Consider the following 19,565-nt stretch of genomic DNA (forward strand, 5'->3'; position numbering starts at 1 on the left):
TGGCCCTGAGCTGGTTGTCGGTAGCGCCACCTAGCATGGACCCGTGGCTGACCGGCTGATCGTCAAGGGTGCGCGGGAACACAACCTGCGCAGTGTGGATCTGGACCTGCCGCGTGACGCGTTGATCGTGTTCACGGGGCTGTCCGGTTCGGGTAAATCCTCGCTGGCCTTCGACACCATCTTCGCTGAGGGCCAGCGCCGCTATGTCGAATCCCTGTCGGCCTACGCCCGCCAGTTCCTGGGCCAGATGGACAAGCCCGACGTCGACTTCATCGAGGGCCTGTCGCCGGCGGTGTCCATCGACCAGAAGTCCACCAACCGCAACCCGCGCTCGACGGTCGGCACCATCACCGAGGTCTACGACTACCTGCGGCTGCTCTACGCCCGCGCCGGGACCCCGCACTGCCCGGTCTGTGGCGAGCGGATCGCCCGCCAGACCCCGCAGCAAATCGTCGACCAGGTGCTGGCCATGGACGAGGGTCTGCGGTTCCAGGTGCTGGCACCGGTGGTGCGCACCCGCAAGGGCGAGTTCGCCGACCTCTTCGAGAAGCTCAACACCCAGGGCTACAGCCGGGTGCGGGTGGACGGCGTGGTGCATTCACTGACCGATCCGCCCAAGCTCAAAAAGCAGGAGAAGCACGACATCGAGGTGGTCGTCGACCGCCTCACCGTCAAGGAGTCGGCCAAGCAGCGGCTCACCGATTCGGTGGAGACCGCGCTGGGCCTGGCTGACGGCATCGTCGTGCTGGAATTCGTCGACCGGGACGACGACCATCCACACCGCGAGCAGCGCTTCTCCGAGAAGCTGGCCTGCCCCAACGCGCACGCGCTCTCGGTCGACGACCTGGAACCGCGGTCGTTCTCGTTCAACTCGCCCTACGGGGCCTGCCCGGAGTGCGCGGGCCTGGGCATCCGCAAGGAGGTCGACGCCGACCTGGTGGTGCCCGACGCCGACCGCACCCTGGCCGAGGGCGCGGTGGTGCCCTGGTCGATGGGTCCCACCAGCGAGTACTTCACCCGGATGATGGCCAGCCTCGGTGAGGCGATGGGTTTCGACGTCGACACTCCGTGGCGCAAACTGCCGGCCAAGGCCCGCAAGGCGATCCTGGAGGGCTCCGACGAGCAGGTGCACGTGCGCTACCGCAACCGCTACGGCCGGACGCGCTCGTACTACACCGATTTCGAAGGTGTGATGGCGTTCCTGCAACGCAAGATGGAGCAGACCGAATCCGAGCAGATGAAGGAACGCTACGCCGGGTTCATGCGTGACGTGCCGTGTCCGGAGTGTGCCGGCACCCGGCTCAAACCGGAGATCCTGGCCGTGACGCTGGCCGCGGGCGACTACGGCAGCAAATCCATCGCGCAGGTCAGTGAGCTGTCGATCGCGGATTGCGCGGACTTCCTCAACGCCCTGACCCTGGGCCCGCGCGAGCAGGCCATCGCCGGGCAGGTGCTCAAAGAGATCCAGTCCCGGCTGAGCTTCCTGCTCGACGTCGGACTGGAGTACCTGACGCTGTCACGGGCCGCTGGAACGCTCTCCGGTGGTGAGGCGCAACGCATTCGGCTGGCCACCCAGATCGGGTCGGGCCTGGTCGGGGTGCTCTACGTGCTCGACGAGCCGTCGATCGGGCTGCATCAGCGCGACAACCGGCGGCTGATCGAAACCCTGGTGCGGCTGCGCGATCTGGGCAACACCCTGATCGTCGTCGAGCACGACCTGGACACCATCGCGCACGCCGACTGGATCGTCGACATCGGCCCCGCGGCCGGCGAGCACGGCGGCAAGATCGTGCACAGCGGTCCCTACAGTGACCTGTTGGCCAACACCGACTCGATCACCGGCGCCTACCTGTCCGGCGCGAAAAGCATTGCGGTTCCCGAGAACCGCCGGCCGGTGGACGCCAAGCGCCAACTCGGGGTGGTCGGCGCCCGCGAGCACAACCTGTCCGGCGTTGACGTGGCGTTTCCGCTCGGCGTGCTCACCGCGGTCACCGGGGTGTCCGGCTCGGGCAAGTCGACCTTGGTCAACGACATTCTGGCGACGGTGCTGGCCAACAAACTCAACGGCGCCCGGCTGGTGCCTGGCCGGCACACCCGGATCACCGGACTCGATCACCTGGACAAGCTGGTGCGGGTCGACCAGTCACCGATCGGGCGCACGCCGCGGTCCAACCCGGCCACCTACACCGGAGTGTTCGACAAGATCCGCACCCTGTTCGCCGCCACCACCGAGGCCAAGGTCCGCGGCTATCAGCCCGGCCGGTTCTCGTTCAACGTCAAGGGCGGCCGCTGCGAGGCGTGCACCGGCGACGGCACCATCAAGATCGAGATGAACTTCCTGCCGGATGTCTATGTGCCCTGTGAGGTCTGCCACGGTGCCCGCTACAACCGGGAGACCCTGGAGGTGCACTACAAGGGCAAGACCATCGCCGAGGTGCTGGACATGTCCATCGAGGAGGCGGCGGAGTTCTTCGAGCCGATCACCGGCATCCACCGCTACCTGCGCACCCTGGTCGATGTCGGGCTGGGATATGTGCGGCTGGGCCAGCCGGCGCCGACGCTGTCCGGGGGAGAGGCGCAGCGGGTGAAGCTGGCTTCCGAACTGCAGAAGCGGTCCACCGGCCGGACGGTCTACATCCTCGACGAGCCCACCACTGGACTGCATTTCGAGGACATCGCCAAACTGTTGGTCGTGATCAACGGTCTGGTCGACAAGGGCAACACGGTGATCGTCATCGAGCACAACCTCGACGTGATCAAGACCGCGGACTGGATCATCGACATGGGTCCCGAGGGCGGCGCCGGGGGTGGGACGGTGGTGGCCACCGGCACACCCGAGGACGTGCTTGCGGTGCCGGAGAGCTACACCGGCAAGTTCCTCGCCGAAATCCTGGGCGCACCGGCCAAACCCCCCAAGGCCACTAAGCGCCGTCGTAAGGTCAGCGCTTAGCGCGCATCTGCTTGGCTAAGCCGGCTCGGCGCCGAGGCTGAGTCGCAGGTGCCGCACGACAGCGTCGGCGACAGCCTCGACCGGCTCGGCCTTGCCTGCCGAGACCCAGTCGGTGAGCCAAATCTGCAAGGCCGAGATGACCAGTGCCGCAGCGATTCGCGGAGGCAGGTGGGTGATCTGACCGGCGTCCGCCGCGATCTCGGCTGCCCGGGTGATCATGTCCATACCCGTTCGCCACGCTGCCCGCTGACCGCCTCGGCCCAACTCGGCTGAGGCCGATGCCCAGCTCAGGCCCTCATTGATATGCAGCTGCAGAAAGTGCGGATGTGCCGCGAAAAACTCAACCTCGGCACGCGCTCCGGCCAGGATCGCCTCGAGCGGGGAGTCGATTTCGTCTGTGCGGACGCGCACGGCGGCAACGAACTCCTGCATGCGCGCGGCGTTGAGGGCGTCCCAGATCTCGTCCTTGCCGGCGAAGTACTTGTAGATCGTCGCCAGTGACACCCCGGCGGTCTTGGCGATGTCGCTCACCCGTGCGTCGGCGAAGCCGGTGCGACTGAACTCGTACTCGGCTGCGGCCACGATCTGCTGTTGGTACATGGCCCTGCGTGCGTCGGCCATGTCGGCGATCGTTGGCTCAGTGTCCACGAGGTGCTACGGTGCCACAGTAATCATGATTCTGCTTCACAGAATCGTGATTACTCCGGATGTCCGATCGGGACGAGAGAGGTGCGCCGATGGCGACCGCCGAGCTGAGCCGGGAAACCCCGCCGCCGATTTCGGCGACACTGCCGCGCTCGCGCGGACTGCGCATCGTATGGATCGTGGCGTTCGGCTCGCTGGTCCTGGCGTTTCCGACATACAGCTACTTGGCATTTCACAGCGGCGTCGACCGTTCCTTCATCGCCGACGCCATGGTCGTGCAGGCGACCGCCGCCTACTTCCTGGGCATCTTTGCGGCGTTCCTGCCGGTACCCTCGCTTCGGACGTGGACCCGATTCCAACGCCTCCAGGCGGTGGTTCTGCCGTTCGTGATCTGTTCCTACGTAACGCATTTGACCTGGGAGCTCGGCTGGCTGATTCTGCACAAGGCCATCGCCGGGGCCCGCGATGCGGCGTGGGCGTACCCCTGGTGGAACTACATCGACGGCGGCGACCTGCGCTACCTACACGCCGAACCCAATTTCTTGATGATCGAGGTGCTGTCGGTGATCAACGCCTGCGTGGGCGTCACCGGACTCGTCCTGCTGTTCCGGTCCAAGTTCGCCGACTACCGGGGAACGCTGCTGGTGATGTCGACAGCCGTCACGCACACCGTCCTGACCTGGTATTACTACGGCACCGAAATTATCGCCGGCTTCCCGTCGATCAACACCGACAGCTTCATGGATCTGGGCGTCAAGTTCGTTCTGCTGAACGGCCCGTGGTTGATCGCGCCCTGGCTGGTACTGGCCTGGGGGTATGCGATGCTCAAGAAGCAGTTCGCCGCGTAGGCAAGCACGCCCTCAACGCGCTGCCGCCTTCACCAGCGGCGACGGGAACCGCGGCGGCACCCGCACGCCGTCCAGCCATGCGGTGAGCTCCTGCGCCCGCTGGTTCAGCGCGGCACGGGCCTGGGCGCCCGGGTCTTCGAGCAGCTGCAGCTGCACTTCGGCGGCCGCGTCCTGATACCAGCCGCCGACGATCCGGCCGTTCCACCACACGGTGGGCCCGGCGTTGCCGTTGTTGTCGAAGAGCTGGCCGCGGTGCTCGCCGAGGTACCAGTCGCGCTGATACCAGCCCATCGTGGTGACGTCGAGGCCCGGCAGCAGCGCACCCCACGGCTCGGGCTCGGGTTCGGGCTCCAGGTCGTCGGCCAACGCATACCCGGCCGTGCCGTGCAGGTCCACGTCGACGGCGCCGATCTCACTCAACGCCTTACGGACCACCGTCTTGGTGGTACCGAACCACCACTTGATGTCCTCGGCGGTGGCCGGGCCGAACGCCCGCAGCCAGGTTCGGACCAACTGGGTCTGCGCCGGCTCGGCGGTCATCGGGGCGCCGAGTTCACCGAGCCAGCTCGTCGCGGTCGTCCATTGCGGGCGCGACGCAGTCCAGCCGCCATCGTTGGGGCCCCGCACGATGTGGCCCTGCGCGCCCAGCACGGTCAGTGCGCGCGGCGCCAGATGGGTCTGGCCGCCGTAGGTCTTGCCGGGCGCGGGATCGTAGGTGCCGGCCAGCTCTGGCAGGGCCGCGCGCAGCGCGATGCTGCTGGCCGGTCCGTTCTCATCGAGGTGCCGCAACACCGCGGCCGCAGCCTGGGTCAGCCACGTGTCGCCGTCATCGGCCACGCCCGCTTTGGCCACATCGGCGATCAGCTTGCGCCGTTCGGTGTCGGCCACCCGGTCGCTGGCCGCGGCCTGCACGGCGGGTAGGTCGGCGGGGTCGAACACCCACAGCGTGCGGCGCATCGCCAGATGCTTGACCAAAGAACGCTTTTCATACAGGGCGTCGTGTAGGTCGCCCACCGCGAACCCTGATCGCCGCGCCCATAGCGACAGGTACGGGGTGGCGGGATCGGTAGCGTGCAGCCCGACCAGCGTTGCCACGATCCGGTCGATCGGCTCGTCAGCGGTGTCGGGGGCAAGAAAATGTCTGCGCGCCAAACGTTTTCGCCGTTCGGCGATGGTGAAGGTGCGCACCGGTCAGTGCTCACCCTCGTGCATCGACTTGCGGATCTGCTCCAGCCGGTCGGCGGCAGCGCGCTGGCGGTCCTCGAACTGCTTCTCGACGGTGCGGCCCTCGGGTGTCTCCGAATCCAGCTCCTGGGCGCCGATCGAGGTCTCATAGCGGCGCTCGATCTTCTCGCGCACCGAGTCGAACGTCGGCACGCCCGTGGCGTCGTATCCGCCGTCGGCCTGCTGGTCGCTCGGATCGTCACCCATGGTGGCCACGTTACCGCCCCGGGGTTCGATGAGCCGGCGTGTCGGGCGGGTGCCGGCCGGCCGCGTCGGACGAGGTGTCCGGGAACGGAACCGGCGCCACCCCCGGGGTGCTCAGCCGGGCGGCCAACCACGGCAGTGCGTGGGTGAACACCCTTCCGGCGAACGGCCAGTCGTGTTGGCCCGGTTCGGAGATCACGGCGCAGTCGATGCCGTTGGCCTGGCCCAGCGTGCACAGCGACTTCGCGGCGGCGAGCTGGCCACCGGCATCGGCCTTGGTGGCGCTGCCGTCGACCGCGAACCACCCCGACACCCCGGAATACCGGCCATGCTTGGCGATCACCGTCGACGGGTCGAACGCCGCCCAGGCGTCGACGCTGCCGCCGAACAGCCGGCTGATGGTCTGCGAGCGGGTTCCCGCGTTGGGGCTCAGATCGCCCGCGATGTCGACAAAGGCGCTGAACTTGTCGGGGTGCATCGCGGTCAGGTCGACCGCGCAGGTGCCGCCCATGGACCAGCCGACCACACCCCACTGCGATGGTTTGGGGCTGACCCCGAAGTGTGAGATCACGTACGGCACCACGTCTTCGGTCAGATGGTCGGCGGCGTTGCCGCGCGGGCCGTTGACGCATTCGGTGTCGTTGTTGAAGGAACCACCCGAGTCGACGAACACCAGCACCGGTGCATTGCCGTGGTGGGCGGCCGCGAAGTCGTCGACGGCCTTGATGGCGCCCCCGGAGCGCAGCCAGTCGGCAGGCGTGTTGAACTCGCCGCCGATCATCATCACGGCCGGCAGCGGCAGCGGCGGATTCTGGGCGAACCACGCCGGAGGCAGGTACACCAGTTCGCCGCGATGTTTGAAATGCGAAGCGTCGGCGGGGATCGTCACCTGCAGCACGTGGCCGCGCTCGGGCACGGTGCCCGAGCCGGCTATCGCATCCACCGCGGCTATGTCGCTCTGGTCGGGCAGCGGCCCCGACGTCAGGTTGCCCCAGGCGCTCTGCACGGTCGGGAAGTAACCGACCCAGGCATTGAGGGTCAAACCCGCACTGATCAGACACAGTGGCACCGCCAGAATGGCGATGCCGCGTCGCCACCAGGCCGCACCGCGCCAGCCCAAGACCAGTAGCGCCGCGGCGGCGCCGGTCAGCGCGATCCACAGCCACAGGGTTATCGGCGGCGGCTGACCGGACAGGCCGTCGTCGGTGGCGAACCAGTACGCGCATCCCGCCGCGGCGAGCCCCAGGGCACCGATCAACGGCAGCCGCCACAGCCAGCGGCGCGACCGCCAGCCCACGGCCAGAACCAGCGCCAACACCGCCGCCGCCTGCACCGTGACCGGGATCCAGCCATGCATCAGCGAGGTGTGTTCGCCACTCGCCAGAATCACCCCTCCATGATGGACCGGAATGCGGCTCAACGTGGCTTGGCCAGCGGGAACGGCAACGTGTCCCGGATGCTGTGGCCGGTGATGAGCATGACGACGCGGTCCACGCCCATGCCCAGTCCGCCCGTGGGCGGCATCGCGTACTCCATGGCCTGCAGGAAGTCCTCGTCGAGTTCCATGGCCTCGGGGTCCCCGCCGGCGGCCAGCAGCGACTGCTGGTGCAAACGGCGGCGCTGCTCCACCGGATCGGTGAGTTCGCTGTAGGCGGTGCCCAGCTCCACACCCCACGCCACCAGGTCCCACCGTTCGGCCACTCCCGGCTTGCTGCGGTGCGGCCGGGTCAGCGGCGAGACCGAGGTGGGGAAGTCGGTGTAGAACGTGGGCTGCTCGGTGCGGGCCTCGACCAGGTGCTCGTAGAGTTCGAGCACCACCGCCCCGGCATCCCATTGCCGCAGGTAGTGGACGCCGGCACCGTCGCACAACCGGCGCAGCGTGGCCACATCGGTGCCGGCATCGACCTGCTCACCGAGCGCATCGGACACCGCGTCGTGCACGGTGCGCACCGGCCACTGCCCGGAGATGTCGACCGCTTCGAGCTTGTCGCCGGCGCCCGGTCGCATCACCACCGGGGCACCGTTGGCCGCCACCGCGGCGTTCTGAATCAGCTCGCGCGCCCCGTCGATCCAGGCCAGGTAGTCGCCGTGGGCCTGGTAGGCCTCCAGCAGGGTGAACTCCGGGTTGTGGCTGTAGTCGACGCCCTCGTTGCGAAACGCCCGGCCCAGCTCGAACACCCGCTCCACCCCGCCCACGCACAGCCGCTTGAGATAGAGCTCCGGGGCGATCCGCAGATACAGGTCCAAGTCGTAGGCGTTGATGTGGGTGACGAACGGGCGCGCGTTGGCCCCACCGTGCAGCTGCTGCAGGATCGGGGTCTCGACCTCCAGAAACCCCTTGGCGAACAAGGTGTCCCGGATGGAGCGCAGCACATTGCTGCGGGCTGCGATCAGCTCACGCGCTTCGGTGTTGATCGCCAGGTCCACGTAGCGGGTCCGCAGCCGGGCCTCGGGGTCGGTCAGGCCCTTCCATTTGTCGGGCAGCGGTCGCAGGCATTTGCCGACCAGCCGCCAGTGCGTCACCAGCAGCGACGGTGTCCCGTTGCGGCTCTGGCCCATCCGGCCGGTCGCCTCGACCAGGTCGCCGAGATCGACACCCGCGCTGAAGTCCGCGGCGCGCGCGTCACCGTCGGCGTGTGCGAGCACCGAATCGTCGAGCAGCAACTGCATCTCACCGGACCAGTCACGCAGCTGGGCGAAGAGCACCCCGCCGTAGTCGCGCATCCGCAACACCCGCCCGGCCACCGACACGGTCTCTTCGGTGTCGCTGGCCAGGGCTTGGGTCACACTGTGGCTGGGCGCGGCGCCCACCGGGTAGGCATCGACGCCACTGTCCTGCAACGATTTCAGCTTGGCCATCCGGACCCGGACCTGTTCGGGAAGCCGGGGGAGCGTCTCGCCGGGCTCGGTGAAGTCACCGACGGCACCGCCGTCGATGGTGTCGGGTGCGGTCCCGTCGCTGTGCAGGCGCCCGGCGGCGGCCACCGTCGCCGGCACGGCCGAGTGGTGTCCGGTGTGCTGCTCGTTGCGCCGCGAGAAGGGCAGCACCAGAAAGCCTTCGGCGATCACCGACGCCACCCCGACGCGGGGGATCAGCCGGGCGTCCTCGTAGCAGGCATAGCGCGGCACCCATTCCGGCCGATACTTCATGTTCGATCGGTACAGCGTCTCCAGCTGCCACCAGCGGGAGAAGAACATCAGCAGCCGCCGCCACAGTCGCAGCACCGGGCCGGCGCCCAGCTGCGCGCCCTGCTCGAAGGCGGCCCGGAACATCGCGAAGTTCAACGAGATCCGGCTGACGCCGATGGTGGTGGCCTGCAGTGCCAGTTCGCTGACCATCAGTTCGATGGTGCCGTTGGGGGATTGCGGGGAGCGGCGCATCAGATCCAGCGACACCCCGCTGTGCCCCCACGGCACCAGCGACAGCATCGCCACGACCTCCCCGGTGCGCGGATCTCCGCGTACCGCCTCGACCAGCAGGCAGTCGGCGTCGGCCGGATCGCCGAGCCGGCCCAGCGCCATGGAGAACCCGCGCTCGGATTCGGTATCGCGCCAGGCGTCGGCGTGTTTGATGACGCGGGCCATCTCGTCGGCGCCGATCTCGCTGTGCCGACGCATGCGCACCGTCAGGCCCGAGCGCCGGGCCCGGGTGACCGCCTGGCGTACCCCGCGCATGTCCGGGCCGGACAGTTTGAACTCCGAGGGTCGCAAGATTGCTTCGTCGCCCAGTTCCAGAGCGCTCAGTCCGGCGTCGCGGTAGGCCTGCGCGCCGGCGAAGCTGGCGCCCATCACGCCGGGCGCCCAGCCGTAGTCCTTGCAGACCCGCAACCAGGTGTTGATGGCCTGCGGCCACGACCGCGGGTCGCCCACCGGATCGCCACTGGCCAGGCAGACGCCCACCTCTACCCGGTAGGTGATGGCGGCGCGCCCGTTGGGGGCGAACACCACCGACTTGTCGCGGCGGGTGGCGAAGTAGCCCAGCGAGTCGTTCTGGCCGTACTGCTCGAGCAGCCCGCGGATCGCCGACTCGTCCTGGCCGGTGAGGGCATTGTCGGAGCGTTGCGAGAGAAACAGCACGATGGCCGCGATGATCAGGGCCAGCGCCCCGAGCAGCCCGCACAGGGCCTTGAGCCCAAAGTCCGGTTTGCCGGGGAAGAAGTCCGGTTCGAGCAGCCCGAAGCCGACCACCCGGTTCACCACGTAGGGCAGTCGCAACGGGCGTGTCACCGTGCCGGGGAACAGCTCGATGAGCCCCCAGCACAGCAGAATCGCCACTGCCCACCCGGCGATCAGCGTCGCGGCGGACTTGAGCAGCGCTCCGCGCCGTACCTTGGCCCAGAACTCGTCGCGGGCCAACACCAGGACCACGATCGCGACCACATGCAGGGCCAGGCCCGCGACACCGCTGATGACTTGGAAACGGTCGGAGGTGTCCGACACCAGCCGGCTGACGTTCCAGCCGCCGGCGACCACCAGGTTGGCGATCAGCAACCACCAGGCGATGCGCTTGTGCGCGCTGAGCGCGGCGGCCAGCAGGGCCAGTACGAACGCCCAGGCCAGGCTGGTGTCGGGGAAGTTGAACAGGTATTTGTCGATGAACTCCCGAGGCACCCGGATCGCCCACCGGATCACCGGTGACATGCTCGCCAGCAGTGACAATGTGGCGGCGATGCCGACGGCCCAGGCGGCCGCGGAGGGCACCCAGTGCAACCGGGTGTTCGAGCGGCTGCGCGAGCGCGGCACGGGCGGCACTGTCAGGGTCATAGCCCGCGAGAATAAGCAGGAAAACCGCGAAAAGGACGAAAAGGACGTGTGGAATCGCCGGTGGGGATGATCGCGGGGCGGAACAACTGCTGAACAGCTGCTAGACTCCCTAACGCGACCGTCCCGGCGTACGCCAGGACAGCAAGTGGAGTTCCCTCCCACCACTAGTCGAGGAGCAATCCTGGCGGCTCAGTGGTCCGGTCGCAGGCGGTGTGAACCGCCTGCTCTGCGCGATGCGCAGGCGGCTTGATGCTATTCAGGCCGTGATCGGTCGGTATGGGCCCTGCTTCGTGCAGGGCTTTTTTGCTGGTGGGTGGGGTCAGCGCCGCTGCGTCCGGACGAGCACTGCGGCGGCCGCGACCGAAGACTACCCAAGGAGGTCCCATCAGCACTGAGATCCGCGTCAACGAGCGCATTCGTGTACCTGAGGTTCGTTTGATCGGCCCGGGCGGGGAGCAGGTAGGCATAGTGCGCATCGAAGATGCGCTTCGCGTCGCCGCGGATGCCGATCTCGACCTTGTCGAAGTCGCACCGACCGCCAAACCGCCGGTCTGCAAGATCATGGACTACGGCAAGTACAAGTACGAGGCGGCTCAGAAGGAGCGCGAGTCTCGCAAGAACCAGCAGCAGACCGTCGTCAAGGAACAGAAGCTGCGTCCCAAGATCGACGACCACGACTATGCGACGAAGAAGGGCCACGTGGTCCGCTTCCTCGAAGCCGGGGCCAAGGTCAAGGTGACGATCATGTTCCGCGGCCGTGAGCAGTCCCGGCCCGAGCTCGGCTACCGCCTGCTGCAGCGGCTAGGCGCCGACGTTGCCGAGTACGGCTTCGTTGAGACCTCCGCCAAGCAAGACGGACGCAACATGACGATGGTGCTGGCACCGCACCGCGGCGCGAAAACCCGTGCCAAGGCTGCCGAGGACGCTGGTGGAGGCGCTCACCCCGCACCCGCCACCGCTCCCGCCCCCGCGGCGGACGCGGCCGAGCCGCAGCCCGAGAACTGAAAACCCGACACCAGAACTGAGGAAACATGCCTAAGGCGAAAACCCACAGCGGCGCTTCGAAGCGGTTCCGTCGCACCGGAACCGGCAAGATCGTGCGGCAGAAGGCCAATGCCCGCCACCTGCTCGAGCACAAGCCGAGCACTCGCATGCGCCGGTTGGCCGGCCGCGCCGACGTGGCTGCCAGCGACACCAAGCGCGTCAACGCGATGCTGAACGGCTAATTGCCGCTTTCTCCGCATCGCAATTCCCCTTACGCCCAACGAGAGTAGGAACACCCCATGGCACGCGTGAAGCGCGCAGTCAACGCCCAGAAGAAGCGCCGTACAGTCCTGAAGGCTTCGAAGGGTTACCGTGGCCAGCGGTCGCGGCTGTACCGCAAGGCCAAAGAGCAGCAGCTGCACTCAATGACCTACGCCTACCGGGACCGTCGTGCCCGCAAGGGTGAGTTCCGGAAGCTGTGGATCTCCCGCATCAACGCGGCGGCCCGCGCCAACGACATCACCTACAACCGGCTGATCCAGGGCCTCAAGGCCGCCGGTGTCGAGGTGGACCGCAAGAACCTCGCCGAGATCGCCGTCAGCGACGCGGCTGCGTTCACCGCGCTGGTCGAGGTCGCTCGGGCCGCGCTGCCCGCGGACGTCAACGCGCCGTCGGGCGAGGCTGCCTGACCCGAACCGAGCCGATGCTGACCGAACGTTCGGCCCGGGTGGTCGCGGCGGTCAAGCTGCATCGGCACGTGGCCAGGAAGCGCGAACAGCGCTTCCTGGCCGAGGGGCCCAATCTGATCGAGGCCGCGATCTCTCGCGGTCTGGTCCTCGAGGTCTTCGCCACCGAGTCGGCGGCGCAACGTCACCACGAGCTGCTGGCCTGCGCGCAGGTACCGGTCCAACTGGTGACAGATCGTGCAGCAAAAGCCTTGTCGGACACCGTCACTCCGTCCGGATTGGTCGCCGTGTGCGCGCACGCCGAAGCGGAGCTGCACACGTTGCTGGCCGAGGCGCCGCGGCTGGTGGCGGTGGCCGTGGGCATCGGCGAGCCCGGTAACGCCGGCACCCTGATTCGCATCGCCGACGCCACCGGCGCCGACCTGGTGGTGCTGACCGGCAACAGCGTCGATCCCTATAACGGCAAGTGCCTGCGTTCGTCCGCGGGCAGCATCTTCAACATTCCAGTCGTAGTGGCCTCCGACACCGATGCCGTGCTCACCGCATTGGGACAGGCGGGAGTGCAGGTACTGGCGACGGCCCTGGACGGCGAATTGAGCCTGGACGACGCCGATCCGGTGCTGGCCGCGCCCACCGCTTGGCTGTTCGGTCCGGAAGCCCAGGGATTGCCGGCCGAGGCCGCAGCCGCCGCCGACCACCGGGTGCACATCCCGATGGCAGGCGGCGCTGAAAGCCTCAATGTTGCTGCCGCAGCAGCGATCTGCCTCTACCAGAGCGCGCGAGCCCAGCGCCGCGCTTAGGCGGCCTTGGGCTTACGGCGCGGCGGTCGCGGGGTCAGACCGCTGCCGGCGGCCAGCGAGAAGGTGCTGTGCATCAGCGCCCCGGCGCGCTCGACCAGCTTCATGCCCGCACTGACCGGCGGGACATAGTGCATTCCGCTGTGGCGCCGGTCTTTTGGCGGTCCGCTGAACCACGGGGCTTCGATCGGCGGTGTGTCGCTGGGGATCTTGCCCTGCTCGCGTCGGTATCCGGCCAGCGCGCGCGGGTGCAGCCGAATCTCGTCGGGCACGAAGCTGAATGCCACGTGGCTGACCTTGCCCAGCAGTCGTAGCAGCACCTCGTCGCCCTCTGACCAGCGCAGACCGGCCTTCTCCCGCACCGCCGGCTCGAACAGTCCGGCCGCCACCCAGCGTTGGGCGGCCAGCGCCGGCTTGAACATCTGGTGCCACACCGCGTCGGGCATGGGGACGAACCACGGCTTGGGGATGCGGATGTTCAAGATGTCGATGGCGGCCGGGGTCAGCTCCAGCTCGTCCTCGCACACCCGGTTCCAGTACTCGCAGAACTCTTCCCAGGACTTCGGTACGGGGCGCATGCTCATGCCGTACATCTGGTACCACTGCACGTGCTCGTCGAAGAGCTGGCGCTTCTCGGCCAAAGTGAGCCCACCGTCGAAGTATTCGGCGAGCTTGATGATCAACATGAAGAACGTGGCGTGCGCCCAGTAGAAGGTGTCGGGGTCCAGCGCGTGATAGCGCCGGCCCTTCTCGTCGACCCCCTTGATGTCGCGGTGGTAGTCGCGGATCGAGGCGCCGGTGTGCTGGGCCCGCATGCCGTCGTAGACCACGCCCATGATCGGGTACACCGACCGTGTCACGCGCTGCATCGGCTCGCTCAAGATGCTGGAGTGCTCGGTCACGCCGGCGCCCAGGCCGGGGTACATGTTCTCGATGGCGCCGATCCAAACGCCCATGATGCCGGTGCGCAGGTCACCGAAGTACTTCCAGGTCAACGAATCGGAGTTCAACGGCTCCACCGCCGGAGCGGGTTTCGGAGCACTTTTGGCAATGCTCGGGGCACTTTCGTCGGCGGGCGCCGGCGCCCGCTCAACGGACGCGGTCGGCGTAACGGTCATCACGTCTCCTGTCTGGGAACCTGAAACTACGATAATTGTGACAACGATCGTTGTCTACATTCGTTGTGGCGCGTCGCCCCGAAATTGCCAATCGTGTCGTGTGCCACTGTCGGGGTCGTTGCCGGTCTCGGCGAGCGCCACCTACCCTGAATCTCATGGACCTCGAGCCGGCCCCTCGGCAGGCTGATGGGCTCGGGGAGGCGGTGGAGATGTCCGACCAGCCCAGCCCCAATCGCCGCCCGTCGTTCTCCCTGGATGAGGCCGCGGCCTGGCTGAATCGGACCACCAACGACGTGCGGATCGTGGACCTGGTTCGGCGGGTGCGGCGCGTGTTGCCCGGGGATCCGGAATTCGGTGATCCGCTGTCCACCGCCGGAGATGGGGGACCGCAGGCCGCCGCGCGGGCGGCCGACCGCCTGATGGGGGATCGCTCGGCGGCCTCCCGCGAAGTCAGCCTGGGCGCGCTGCAGGTCTGGCAGGCCCTGACCCAACGGATGTCGCGGGCGCCGGGCGATGCTGAGGCAACGCTGGTCTTCACTGATTTGGTCGGCTTCTCAACGTGGTCGCTGCAGTCCGGCGACGACGCCACCCTGACCCTGCTGCGGCGGGTGTCGCGGGCGATCGAGCCGCCGCTGCTGGACGCCGGTGGTCGCATCGTCAAACGAATGGGCGACGGGCTGATGGCCGTGTTCCGGGACCCGCTGGTCGCCGTCGCCGCAGTCCTGCAGGCACAAGAGGGCATCCGGGAGGTCGAGGTCAACGGGCACACGCCGCGGATGCGGGTCGGCATCCACACCGGCCGCCCCCAGCGGCTGGCCGACGACTGGCTCGGCGTGGACGTCAACATTGCCGCCCGGGTGATGGAACGCGCCGCCAAGGGCGGGATCGTGGTTTCCGGGCCGACTTTGGAACGGATCGACCCGGCCGCCCTCGATGAACTGGGCGTGGTTGCCAAGCGAGCACGCCGTCAGGTGCTCGCCGCCAAGACCAGCGGCGTACCGGCGGATCTGACGATGTACCGCCTGAAGGTAGTTCGCCAGAGCCCTTCAGACGCCGACTGATTGGGCGTCATTAACTTCCTTGTGGGCCGGTCAGGTTGGCTCACACGAGTGGATGAACCCCGTTCCTTGGAATACCCTGCGGTGAGCAAGGTAACTATTTGACCGGTTTACACAGGTCGCCTTAACGCAGAAGCGGGGAAACATGTCAGGTCGGCAGCAGCGTCGGAACAACCGCCGTAAGACGAATCGGCTGGTTGGTGCCGGTGGCACGGCGGCGGCGTTCCTGACGTTCGGCATGGCGCCCCTGGCGGCGGCCCCCACAGCGAATGCCGACTGGGACTTCGACTGGCTGACTGACCTGTTCACCCCGGTCTCAGGCTCGGACACCGGCTGGGACAGCAACGCCTGGGACATCGGATCCTGGTTCGACGCGGCGGCCGACCCGGGCCTCGCTGCCGACACCCCCGTGTTCGACCTGACCACGATCTTCAACGCCTTGGTCTACCAGCCGATCTACACGATGGTGGACTCGTTCATCGACAATCCGGCCAACTCCTGGCTGGTCGACATGGTCAACAGCTGGGCGCCCGAGGGCCAGATGTATCTGGGCGACGGCGCCGCCGGTACCGCCGAGCACCCTGACGGCGGTGCGGCCGGTATCTGGTTCGGCAGTGGCGGGGCCGGTTACGCCGGTCAGGCCGCTGTCCCCGGTGAAGACGGCGAAGACGGTCAAGACGCCATTGCACCCGGAGACGGCGGCGCTGCCGGGTTGTTCGGCAACGGCGGCGCCGGCGGAGCCGGCACGGCCGGCCAGGCCGGTGGCGACGGTGGTGCCGGCGGCTCGTTCATGGGTATCGGTGGTGCCGGTGGTGCGGGCGGCCTGGGCGCCAACGGCGGCAACGGCGGCGACGCGCAGGGCTGGCTGTTCGGCCTCGGCGGTGCGGGCGGCGCCGGCGGCACCGGCACGGCCGGCGGCCAGGGTGACGACGGTGTGTGGGGTACCAACAGCGGCGCCGGTGCAGTCGGTGACGCCGGCAACGCCGGTGGTACCGGCGGTAACGGCGGCAGCGCCTCGAAGGGGCTGTTCGGTACCGGTGGTGCCGGTGGCAAGGGCGGTGCCGGTGGTGCCGGAGGCCAGGGCGGTACCGGTGCTGCTGGAGACGAGGACCACGCCGATGGTGGCGTCGGCGGCAACGGTGGTGCTGGCGGCGCGGCCGGTGCCGGTGGCAAGGGCGGCGCGGGTGGCTCGCTCGGCAACAAGGGTGTGGACGGTGACGCCAGCACCATCAACGGTGACGGCGGCAAGGGCGGCGTCGGTGGTGCCGGTGTCGACGCCGAGGGCGGCCAGGCGGCAGGCAACGGCGGCGCCGGTGGCAACGGCGGCAGTGGCGGCGAGAGCGGCAACGGCGGTGCCGGCGGTATGGGCGGCGCAGGCGGTGCTGGTGACGCCACCAACGAGGCGGGCACCGGCGGTAACGGTGGTGTCGGTGGTGACGGCGGCAAGATCGGCAACGGTGGCACCGGCGGTACCGGTGGTGCCGGTGGTGTGGGCGGGACCAACGAGAACAACATGGCGGGCGACGGCGCCGTCGGTGGCACCGGCGGTGTCGGCGGCAAGGGCGGTGCGAGCGGCACCGAGTCGGGCAATGCCGGCAACGGCGGTGTCGGCGGTACCGGCGGTGCCGGGCACGACGGTATTAAGGGCACTAACGGCAACGGAGGTACGGCCGGCACCAACAACGGGGCCGGTGAAGACGGCGAAAAGGGCGGCAACGGCTTCGACGGTGGTGCCGGCGGTAAGGGCGGCGCGGCCGGCGAGCTGAAGAACGAGACCGGCAAGGCGGGCACGTCCGGCAACGGCGGTTCCGGCGGCGCCGGTGGTGCCGTCGGCGCGGGCGGTGACGGCGGTAAAGGCGCGAACGGCAGCTGGGCCAACGAAGGCAATGGCAACGGCGGCGACGGCGGCAAGGCCGGAGCCAACGGTGACAGCGGCGGCAAGGGTGGCGCCGGCGGCGAGGCAGGCGACACAGACGCGCAAGGCGGTGGAAAGGGCGCGGATGGCAGCAACACCCAGCCCTTCGAGGCCAGCAATGGTGGCGCCGGCGGTAACGGCGCCGACGCCGACGGCAGCCACACCAGCGGCGGCAATGGCGGTAAGGGCGCCGACGGGGTCTTCGGCGGCCACGGTGGTGCAGGCGGCAACGGCGGGGCGGGAACCACCGGCAACGGCGGCAATGGCGGTAGCGGCGGTAACGGCGGTAGCGGTTCCCGCAGCGACGGCGGCAACGGCGGTGCGGGCGGTGCCGGCGGGGCATCCGAATCCGGCAACGGTGGTGCCGGTGGTGACGGAGGTAACGCCGGCCACGGTGACCACGGCATTGAGGGCTCGACGGGCGACTTCGAAACCGGAACCGGCAACGGCGGCAACGGCGGCGACGGCTTCAACGGCGGCAAGGGCGGCGCCGGTGGCGCCGGCGGTGACTCCGAGTCCGGCACCAACGGCAGCGGCGGTGACGGCGGTGCGGGCGGCAACGCGGGCGCGGGCGGCAATGGTGGCACCGGTGACAAGGGCGACTGGACGGTGAAGGGCCAGTACGGCTACGGCTCCGGCGGAAAGGGCGGCAACGCGGGCGACGTGGGCTCCGTGGGCGAAGGCGGCGCCGCCGGTGCGGCGGGCAACGGGGCCGGTAACGATGGCGCAGCAGGCCAGGCCGGCGACGATGGAGCGGGTGCCAATATCGGCGGCGTGCACGGCGGTACCGGTGGTGCCGGTGCCGATGGCGACGAAACCCACTGGAGCGGCGGCACGGGCGGTGACGGCGGTACCGGCGGCGTCCACGGCAACGGCGGCACCGGTGGAAGCGGTGGAAACGCCTACGTGGACCCGGACACCGACCCGAGTCGCGCAACGACCGGCGGCAACGGCGGCGCTGGCGGTAATGGCGGCGCCGGCGGGACCGAGTCCGGTAATGGCGGCAAGGGTGGCGACGGCGCCAACGGTGCCGTGGGTAGCCAGTACGGCGGTAAGGGCGGCGCCGGCGGCAAGGGTGGCGCAGCGACCGCCGAGGGAGCCGACGGCGGCACGGGTGGCAAGGGCGGTACGGGCGGCATTGCCACCGGCTGGCGGTCCGACGGAACCTGGGGAATCGACACCTTCCCCAACAAGGTCTTCGGGTCCGGCACGATCCTCGGCGTATCTGGTGCCGGCGGCGCAGGTGGAGCTGGCGGCACCGCAATTACCGGTGACGGTGGTGCCGGTGGCGCCGGTGGTGCCGGTGGCGGCGTCGCCGAGAATGTCGGAGCACGGGTCATCTGGGGAGGTGCCGGTGGTGCCGGTGGTGCCGGTGGCGCTGCCTCCGTCCCGGCTCCGCCTGCCAACGGCGGAAGCGCCAGCGACGATGATGAAACGCCCGCTCCGACCGTCGAGTCCGGCAATGGTGGAATTGGCGGCGCCGGTGGTGCCGGCGGTCAAGGCACCATTACCGGCGGTGCTGGTGGTAACGGCGGTGCCGGTGGAGCCAGTGCTGACAAGACCGGCGGCGCGGGCGGCGAGGGCGGTGCCGGCGCGAAAGCAAGTGGCTGGAACGACGCCAACGGTGACCTGGCCGGTAAGGGCCAGATCCTCGCCTTCAACGGCAGCGGCGGCAATGGTGGCGCTGGTGGCAACGGCGTAGACGGTGGTGCCGGCGGTAAGGGTGGTGCGGGATTCGATGGCAAAGCCGGGGGCAACCTGTTCAGTTCCGGCGGCGCCGGCGGCAATGGCGGTGCCGGCGGCACCGGAACCACGGGCGACGGCGGCAAGGGCGGTGACGGCGGCGAGGGCGGCGACGGCAGCTGGCGGGCTCAGAACGGCGGAGCAGGTGGTGCCGGCGGCAACAGCTCCAAGGGCGATGGCGGTGCCGGTGGTGTCGGCGGCAACGGCGGCAGCCTGACGTCCGGCGGCGGCACCGCACCCACCAACGGCAAGGCCGTCCAGGTCGGCGCCGGCGGGGCAGGCGGGGCCGGCGGCAGTAGCACCGCGACCGACACCACCGGCGACGGTGGCACGGGCGGCAAGGGTGGCGACGGCGGCAATGGCGTCGGCAGCACCAAGGGCGGTGCCGGCGGCACCGGTGGCACCGGCGGCAAGTCGGGCAGCGTGGCCGGCACGGCCGGCACCAAGCCCGCCGCACCCACCAGCACTACCGGTGTCGACGGCGGTGCCGGCGGCGCGGGCGCCGTGCACAAGGCGCCCTAACCCACACGACGAAAGCCCCGCACACCGCGTGCGGGGCTTTCGTCGTCATGTCGATAAGATCGACGCTTGCGTCTCAGCCAAAATCACAGCCAGTAGGGGGAGTTTCC

The 19,565-nt window shown here is 68.9% G+C and carries 14 protein-coding genes; 8 read left to right on the forward strand and 6 right to left on the reverse strand.

Annotated features, from left to right (window positions below):
- The first annotated feature begins 43 nt into the window (after positions 1–43).
- A complete protein-coding gene (gene uvrA / locus RCP37_RS09320; RefSeq protein ID WP_308486580.1) occupies positions 44–2,950 on the forward strand; it encodes an excinuclease ABC subunit UvrA in 2,907 nt (968 codons plus the stop codon).
- 15 nt (positions 2,951–2,965) lie between these two features.
- Here the strand turns inward: uvrA and RCP37_RS09325 are convergent, their stop codons facing one another.
- Positions 2,966–3,598 (reverse strand): TetR/AcrR family transcriptional regulator, encoded by a 633-nt coding sequence (locus tag RCP37_RS09325; RefSeq protein WP_308486581.1) that lies wholly within the window; start codon positions 3,596–3,598, stop codon positions 2,966–2,968.
- 89 nt (positions 3,599–3,687) lie between these two features.
- Between RCP37_RS09325 and RCP37_RS09330 the strand changes: the two genes are divergently transcribed.
- The gene (locus RCP37_RS09330; protein ID WP_308486582.1) at positions 3,688–4,443 is read left to right on the forward strand and encodes a hypothetical protein; all 756 of its coding nucleotides are present in this window, start codon (positions 3,688–3,690) and stop codon (positions 4,441–4,443) included.
- A 12-nt stretch (positions 4,444–4,455) separates the two neighbouring features.
- On the opposite strand, the gene RCP37_RS09335 is transcribed toward RCP37_RS09330, so the two are convergent.
- The 4 genes from RCP37_RS09335 to lysX are packed head-to-tail and all read right to left on the reverse strand — an operon-like array spanning position 4,456 to position 10,635.
- On the reverse strand, positions 4,456–5,631 hold the full coding sequence (locus RCP37_RS09335) for a winged helix DNA-binding domain-containing protein (protein ID WP_308486583.1): 1,176 nt from the start codon (positions 5,629–5,631) through the stop codon (positions 4,456–4,458).
- Positions 5,632–5,634: 3 nt separating this feature from the next.
- Positions 5,635–5,874, reverse strand: a complete 240-nt coding sequence (locus RCP37_RS09340) for a PspA/IM30 family protein (protein ID WP_308486584.1) — start codon at positions 5,872–5,874, stop codon at positions 5,635–5,637.
- A 10-nt stretch (positions 5,875–5,884) separates the two neighbouring features.
- Positions 5,885–7,228 carry an alpha/beta hydrolase gene (locus RCP37_RS09345; RefSeq protein WP_308487013.1) on the reverse strand — a complete coding sequence of 448 codons (1,344 nt, stop codon included), beginning with the start codon at positions 7,226–7,228 and terminating at the stop codon, positions 5,885–5,887.
- Positions 7,229–7,287: 59 nt separating this feature from the next.
- Entirely contained in the window at positions 7,288–10,635 is a 3,348-nt protein-coding gene (lysX, locus tag RCP37_RS09350) for a bifunctional lysylphosphatidylglycerol synthetase/lysine--tRNA ligase LysX (protein ID WP_308486585.1), read from the reverse strand.
- 345 nt (positions 10,636–10,980) lie between these two features.
- On the opposite strand from lysX, the gene infC reads away from it, so the two are divergent.
- The 4 genes from infC to RCP37_RS09370 are packed head-to-tail and all read left to right on the forward strand — an operon-like array spanning position 10,981 to position 13,105.
- The gene (gene infC, locus RCP37_RS09355) at positions 10,981–11,640 is read left to right on the forward strand and encodes a translation initiation factor IF-3 (RefSeq protein WP_308487014.1); all 660 of its coding nucleotides are present in this window, start codon (positions 10,981–10,983) and stop codon (positions 11,638–11,640) included.
- A 26-nt stretch (positions 11,641–11,666) separates the two neighbouring features.
- Positions 11,667–11,861, forward strand: a complete 195-nt coding sequence (gene rpmI / locus RCP37_RS09360) for a 50S ribosomal protein L35 (protein WP_240175882.1) — start codon at positions 11,667–11,669, stop codon at positions 11,859–11,861.
- A gap of 57 nt (positions 11,862–11,918) precedes the next feature.
- A complete protein-coding gene (gene rplT, locus RCP37_RS09365; protein WP_308486586.1) occupies positions 11,919–12,308 on the forward strand; it encodes a 50S ribosomal protein L20 in 390 nt (129 codons plus the stop codon).
- A gap of 14 nt (positions 12,309–12,322) precedes the next feature.
- Positions 12,323–13,105, forward strand: a complete 783-nt coding sequence (locus RCP37_RS09370; protein ID WP_308486587.1) for a TrmH family RNA methyltransferase — start codon at positions 12,323–12,325, stop codon at positions 13,103–13,105.
- On the opposite strand, the gene RCP37_RS09375 is transcribed toward RCP37_RS09370, so the two are convergent.
- Positions 13,102–14,220 carry an oxygenase MpaB family protein gene (locus tag RCP37_RS09375; protein WP_308486588.1) on the reverse strand — a complete coding sequence of 373 codons (1,119 nt, stop codon included), beginning with the start codon at positions 14,218–14,220 and terminating at the stop codon, positions 13,102–13,104. The two genes, RCP37_RS09370 and RCP37_RS09375, sit on opposite strands and share 4 nt — an antisense overlap.
- 155 nt (positions 14,221–14,375) lie before the next feature.
- On the opposite strand from RCP37_RS09375, the gene RCP37_RS09380 reads away from it, so the two are divergent.
- Both RCP37_RS09380 and RCP37_RS09385 read left to right on the forward strand, forming a co-directional pair.
- A complete protein-coding gene (locus tag RCP37_RS09380) occupies positions 14,376–15,281 on the forward strand; it encodes an adenylate/guanylate cyclase domain-containing protein (RefSeq protein WP_308486589.1) in 906 nt (301 codons plus the stop codon).
- 142 nt (positions 15,282–15,423) lie between these two features.
- Positions 15,424–19,458 carry a PE family protein gene (locus RCP37_RS09385; protein ID WP_308486590.1) on the forward strand — a complete coding sequence of 1,345 codons (4,035 nt, stop codon included), beginning with the start codon at positions 15,424–15,426 and terminating at the stop codon, positions 19,456–19,458.
- The last annotated feature ends 107 nt before the right edge of the window (positions 19,459–19,565 follow it).

The sequence above is a fragment of the Mycolicibacter sp. MU0102 genome, from assembly GCF_963378105.1.
Classification (GTDB): domain Bacteria; phylum Actinomycetota; class Actinomycetes; order Mycobacteriales; family Mycobacteriaceae; genus Mycobacterium; species Mycobacterium holstebronense.

What these genes read in the sequence shown, in the direction of transcription:
- RCP37_RS09330 (WP_308486582.1), top strand. Translation starts at nt 3,688, where the DNA reads ATGGCGACCGCCGAGCTGAGCCGGGAAACCCCGCCGCCGATTTCGGCG.
- RCP37_RS09340 (WP_308486584.1), bottom strand. Translation starts at nt 5,874, where the DNA reads ATGGGTGACGATCCGAGCGACCAGCAGGCCGACGGCGGATACGACGCC.
- RCP37_RS09345 (WP_308487013.1), bottom strand. Translation starts at nt 7,228, where the DNA reads ATGCATGGCTGGATCCCGGTCACGGTGCAGGCGGCGGCGGTGTTGGCG.
- lysX (WP_308486585.1), bottom strand. Translation starts at nt 10,635, where the DNA reads ATGACCCTGACAGTGCCGCCCGTGCCGCGCTCGCGCAGCCGCTCGAAC.
- rpmI (WP_240175882.1), top strand. Translation starts at nt 11,667, where the DNA reads ATGCCTAAGGCGAAAACCCACAGCGGCGCTTCGAAGCGGTTCCGTCGC.
- rplT (WP_308486586.1), top strand. Translation starts at nt 11,919, where the DNA reads ATGGCACGCGTGAAGCGCGCAGTCAACGCCCAGAAGAAGCGCCGTACA.
- RCP37_RS09370 (WP_308486587.1), top strand. Translation starts at nt 12,323, where the DNA reads ATGCTGACCGAACGTTCGGCCCGGGTGGTCGCGGCGGTCAAGCTGCAT.
- RCP37_RS09375 (WP_308486588.1), bottom strand. Translation starts at nt 14,220, where the DNA reads ATGACCGTTACGCCGACCGCGTCCGTTGAGCGGGCGCCGGCGCCCGCC.
- RCP37_RS09380 (WP_308486589.1), top strand. Translation starts at nt 14,376, where the DNA reads ATGGACCTCGAGCCGGCCCCTCGGCAGGCTGATGGGCTCGGGGAGGCG.
- RCP37_RS09385 (WP_308486590.1), top strand. Translation starts at nt 15,424, where the DNA reads ATGTCAGGTCGGCAGCAGCGTCGGAACAACCGCCGTAAGACGAATCGG.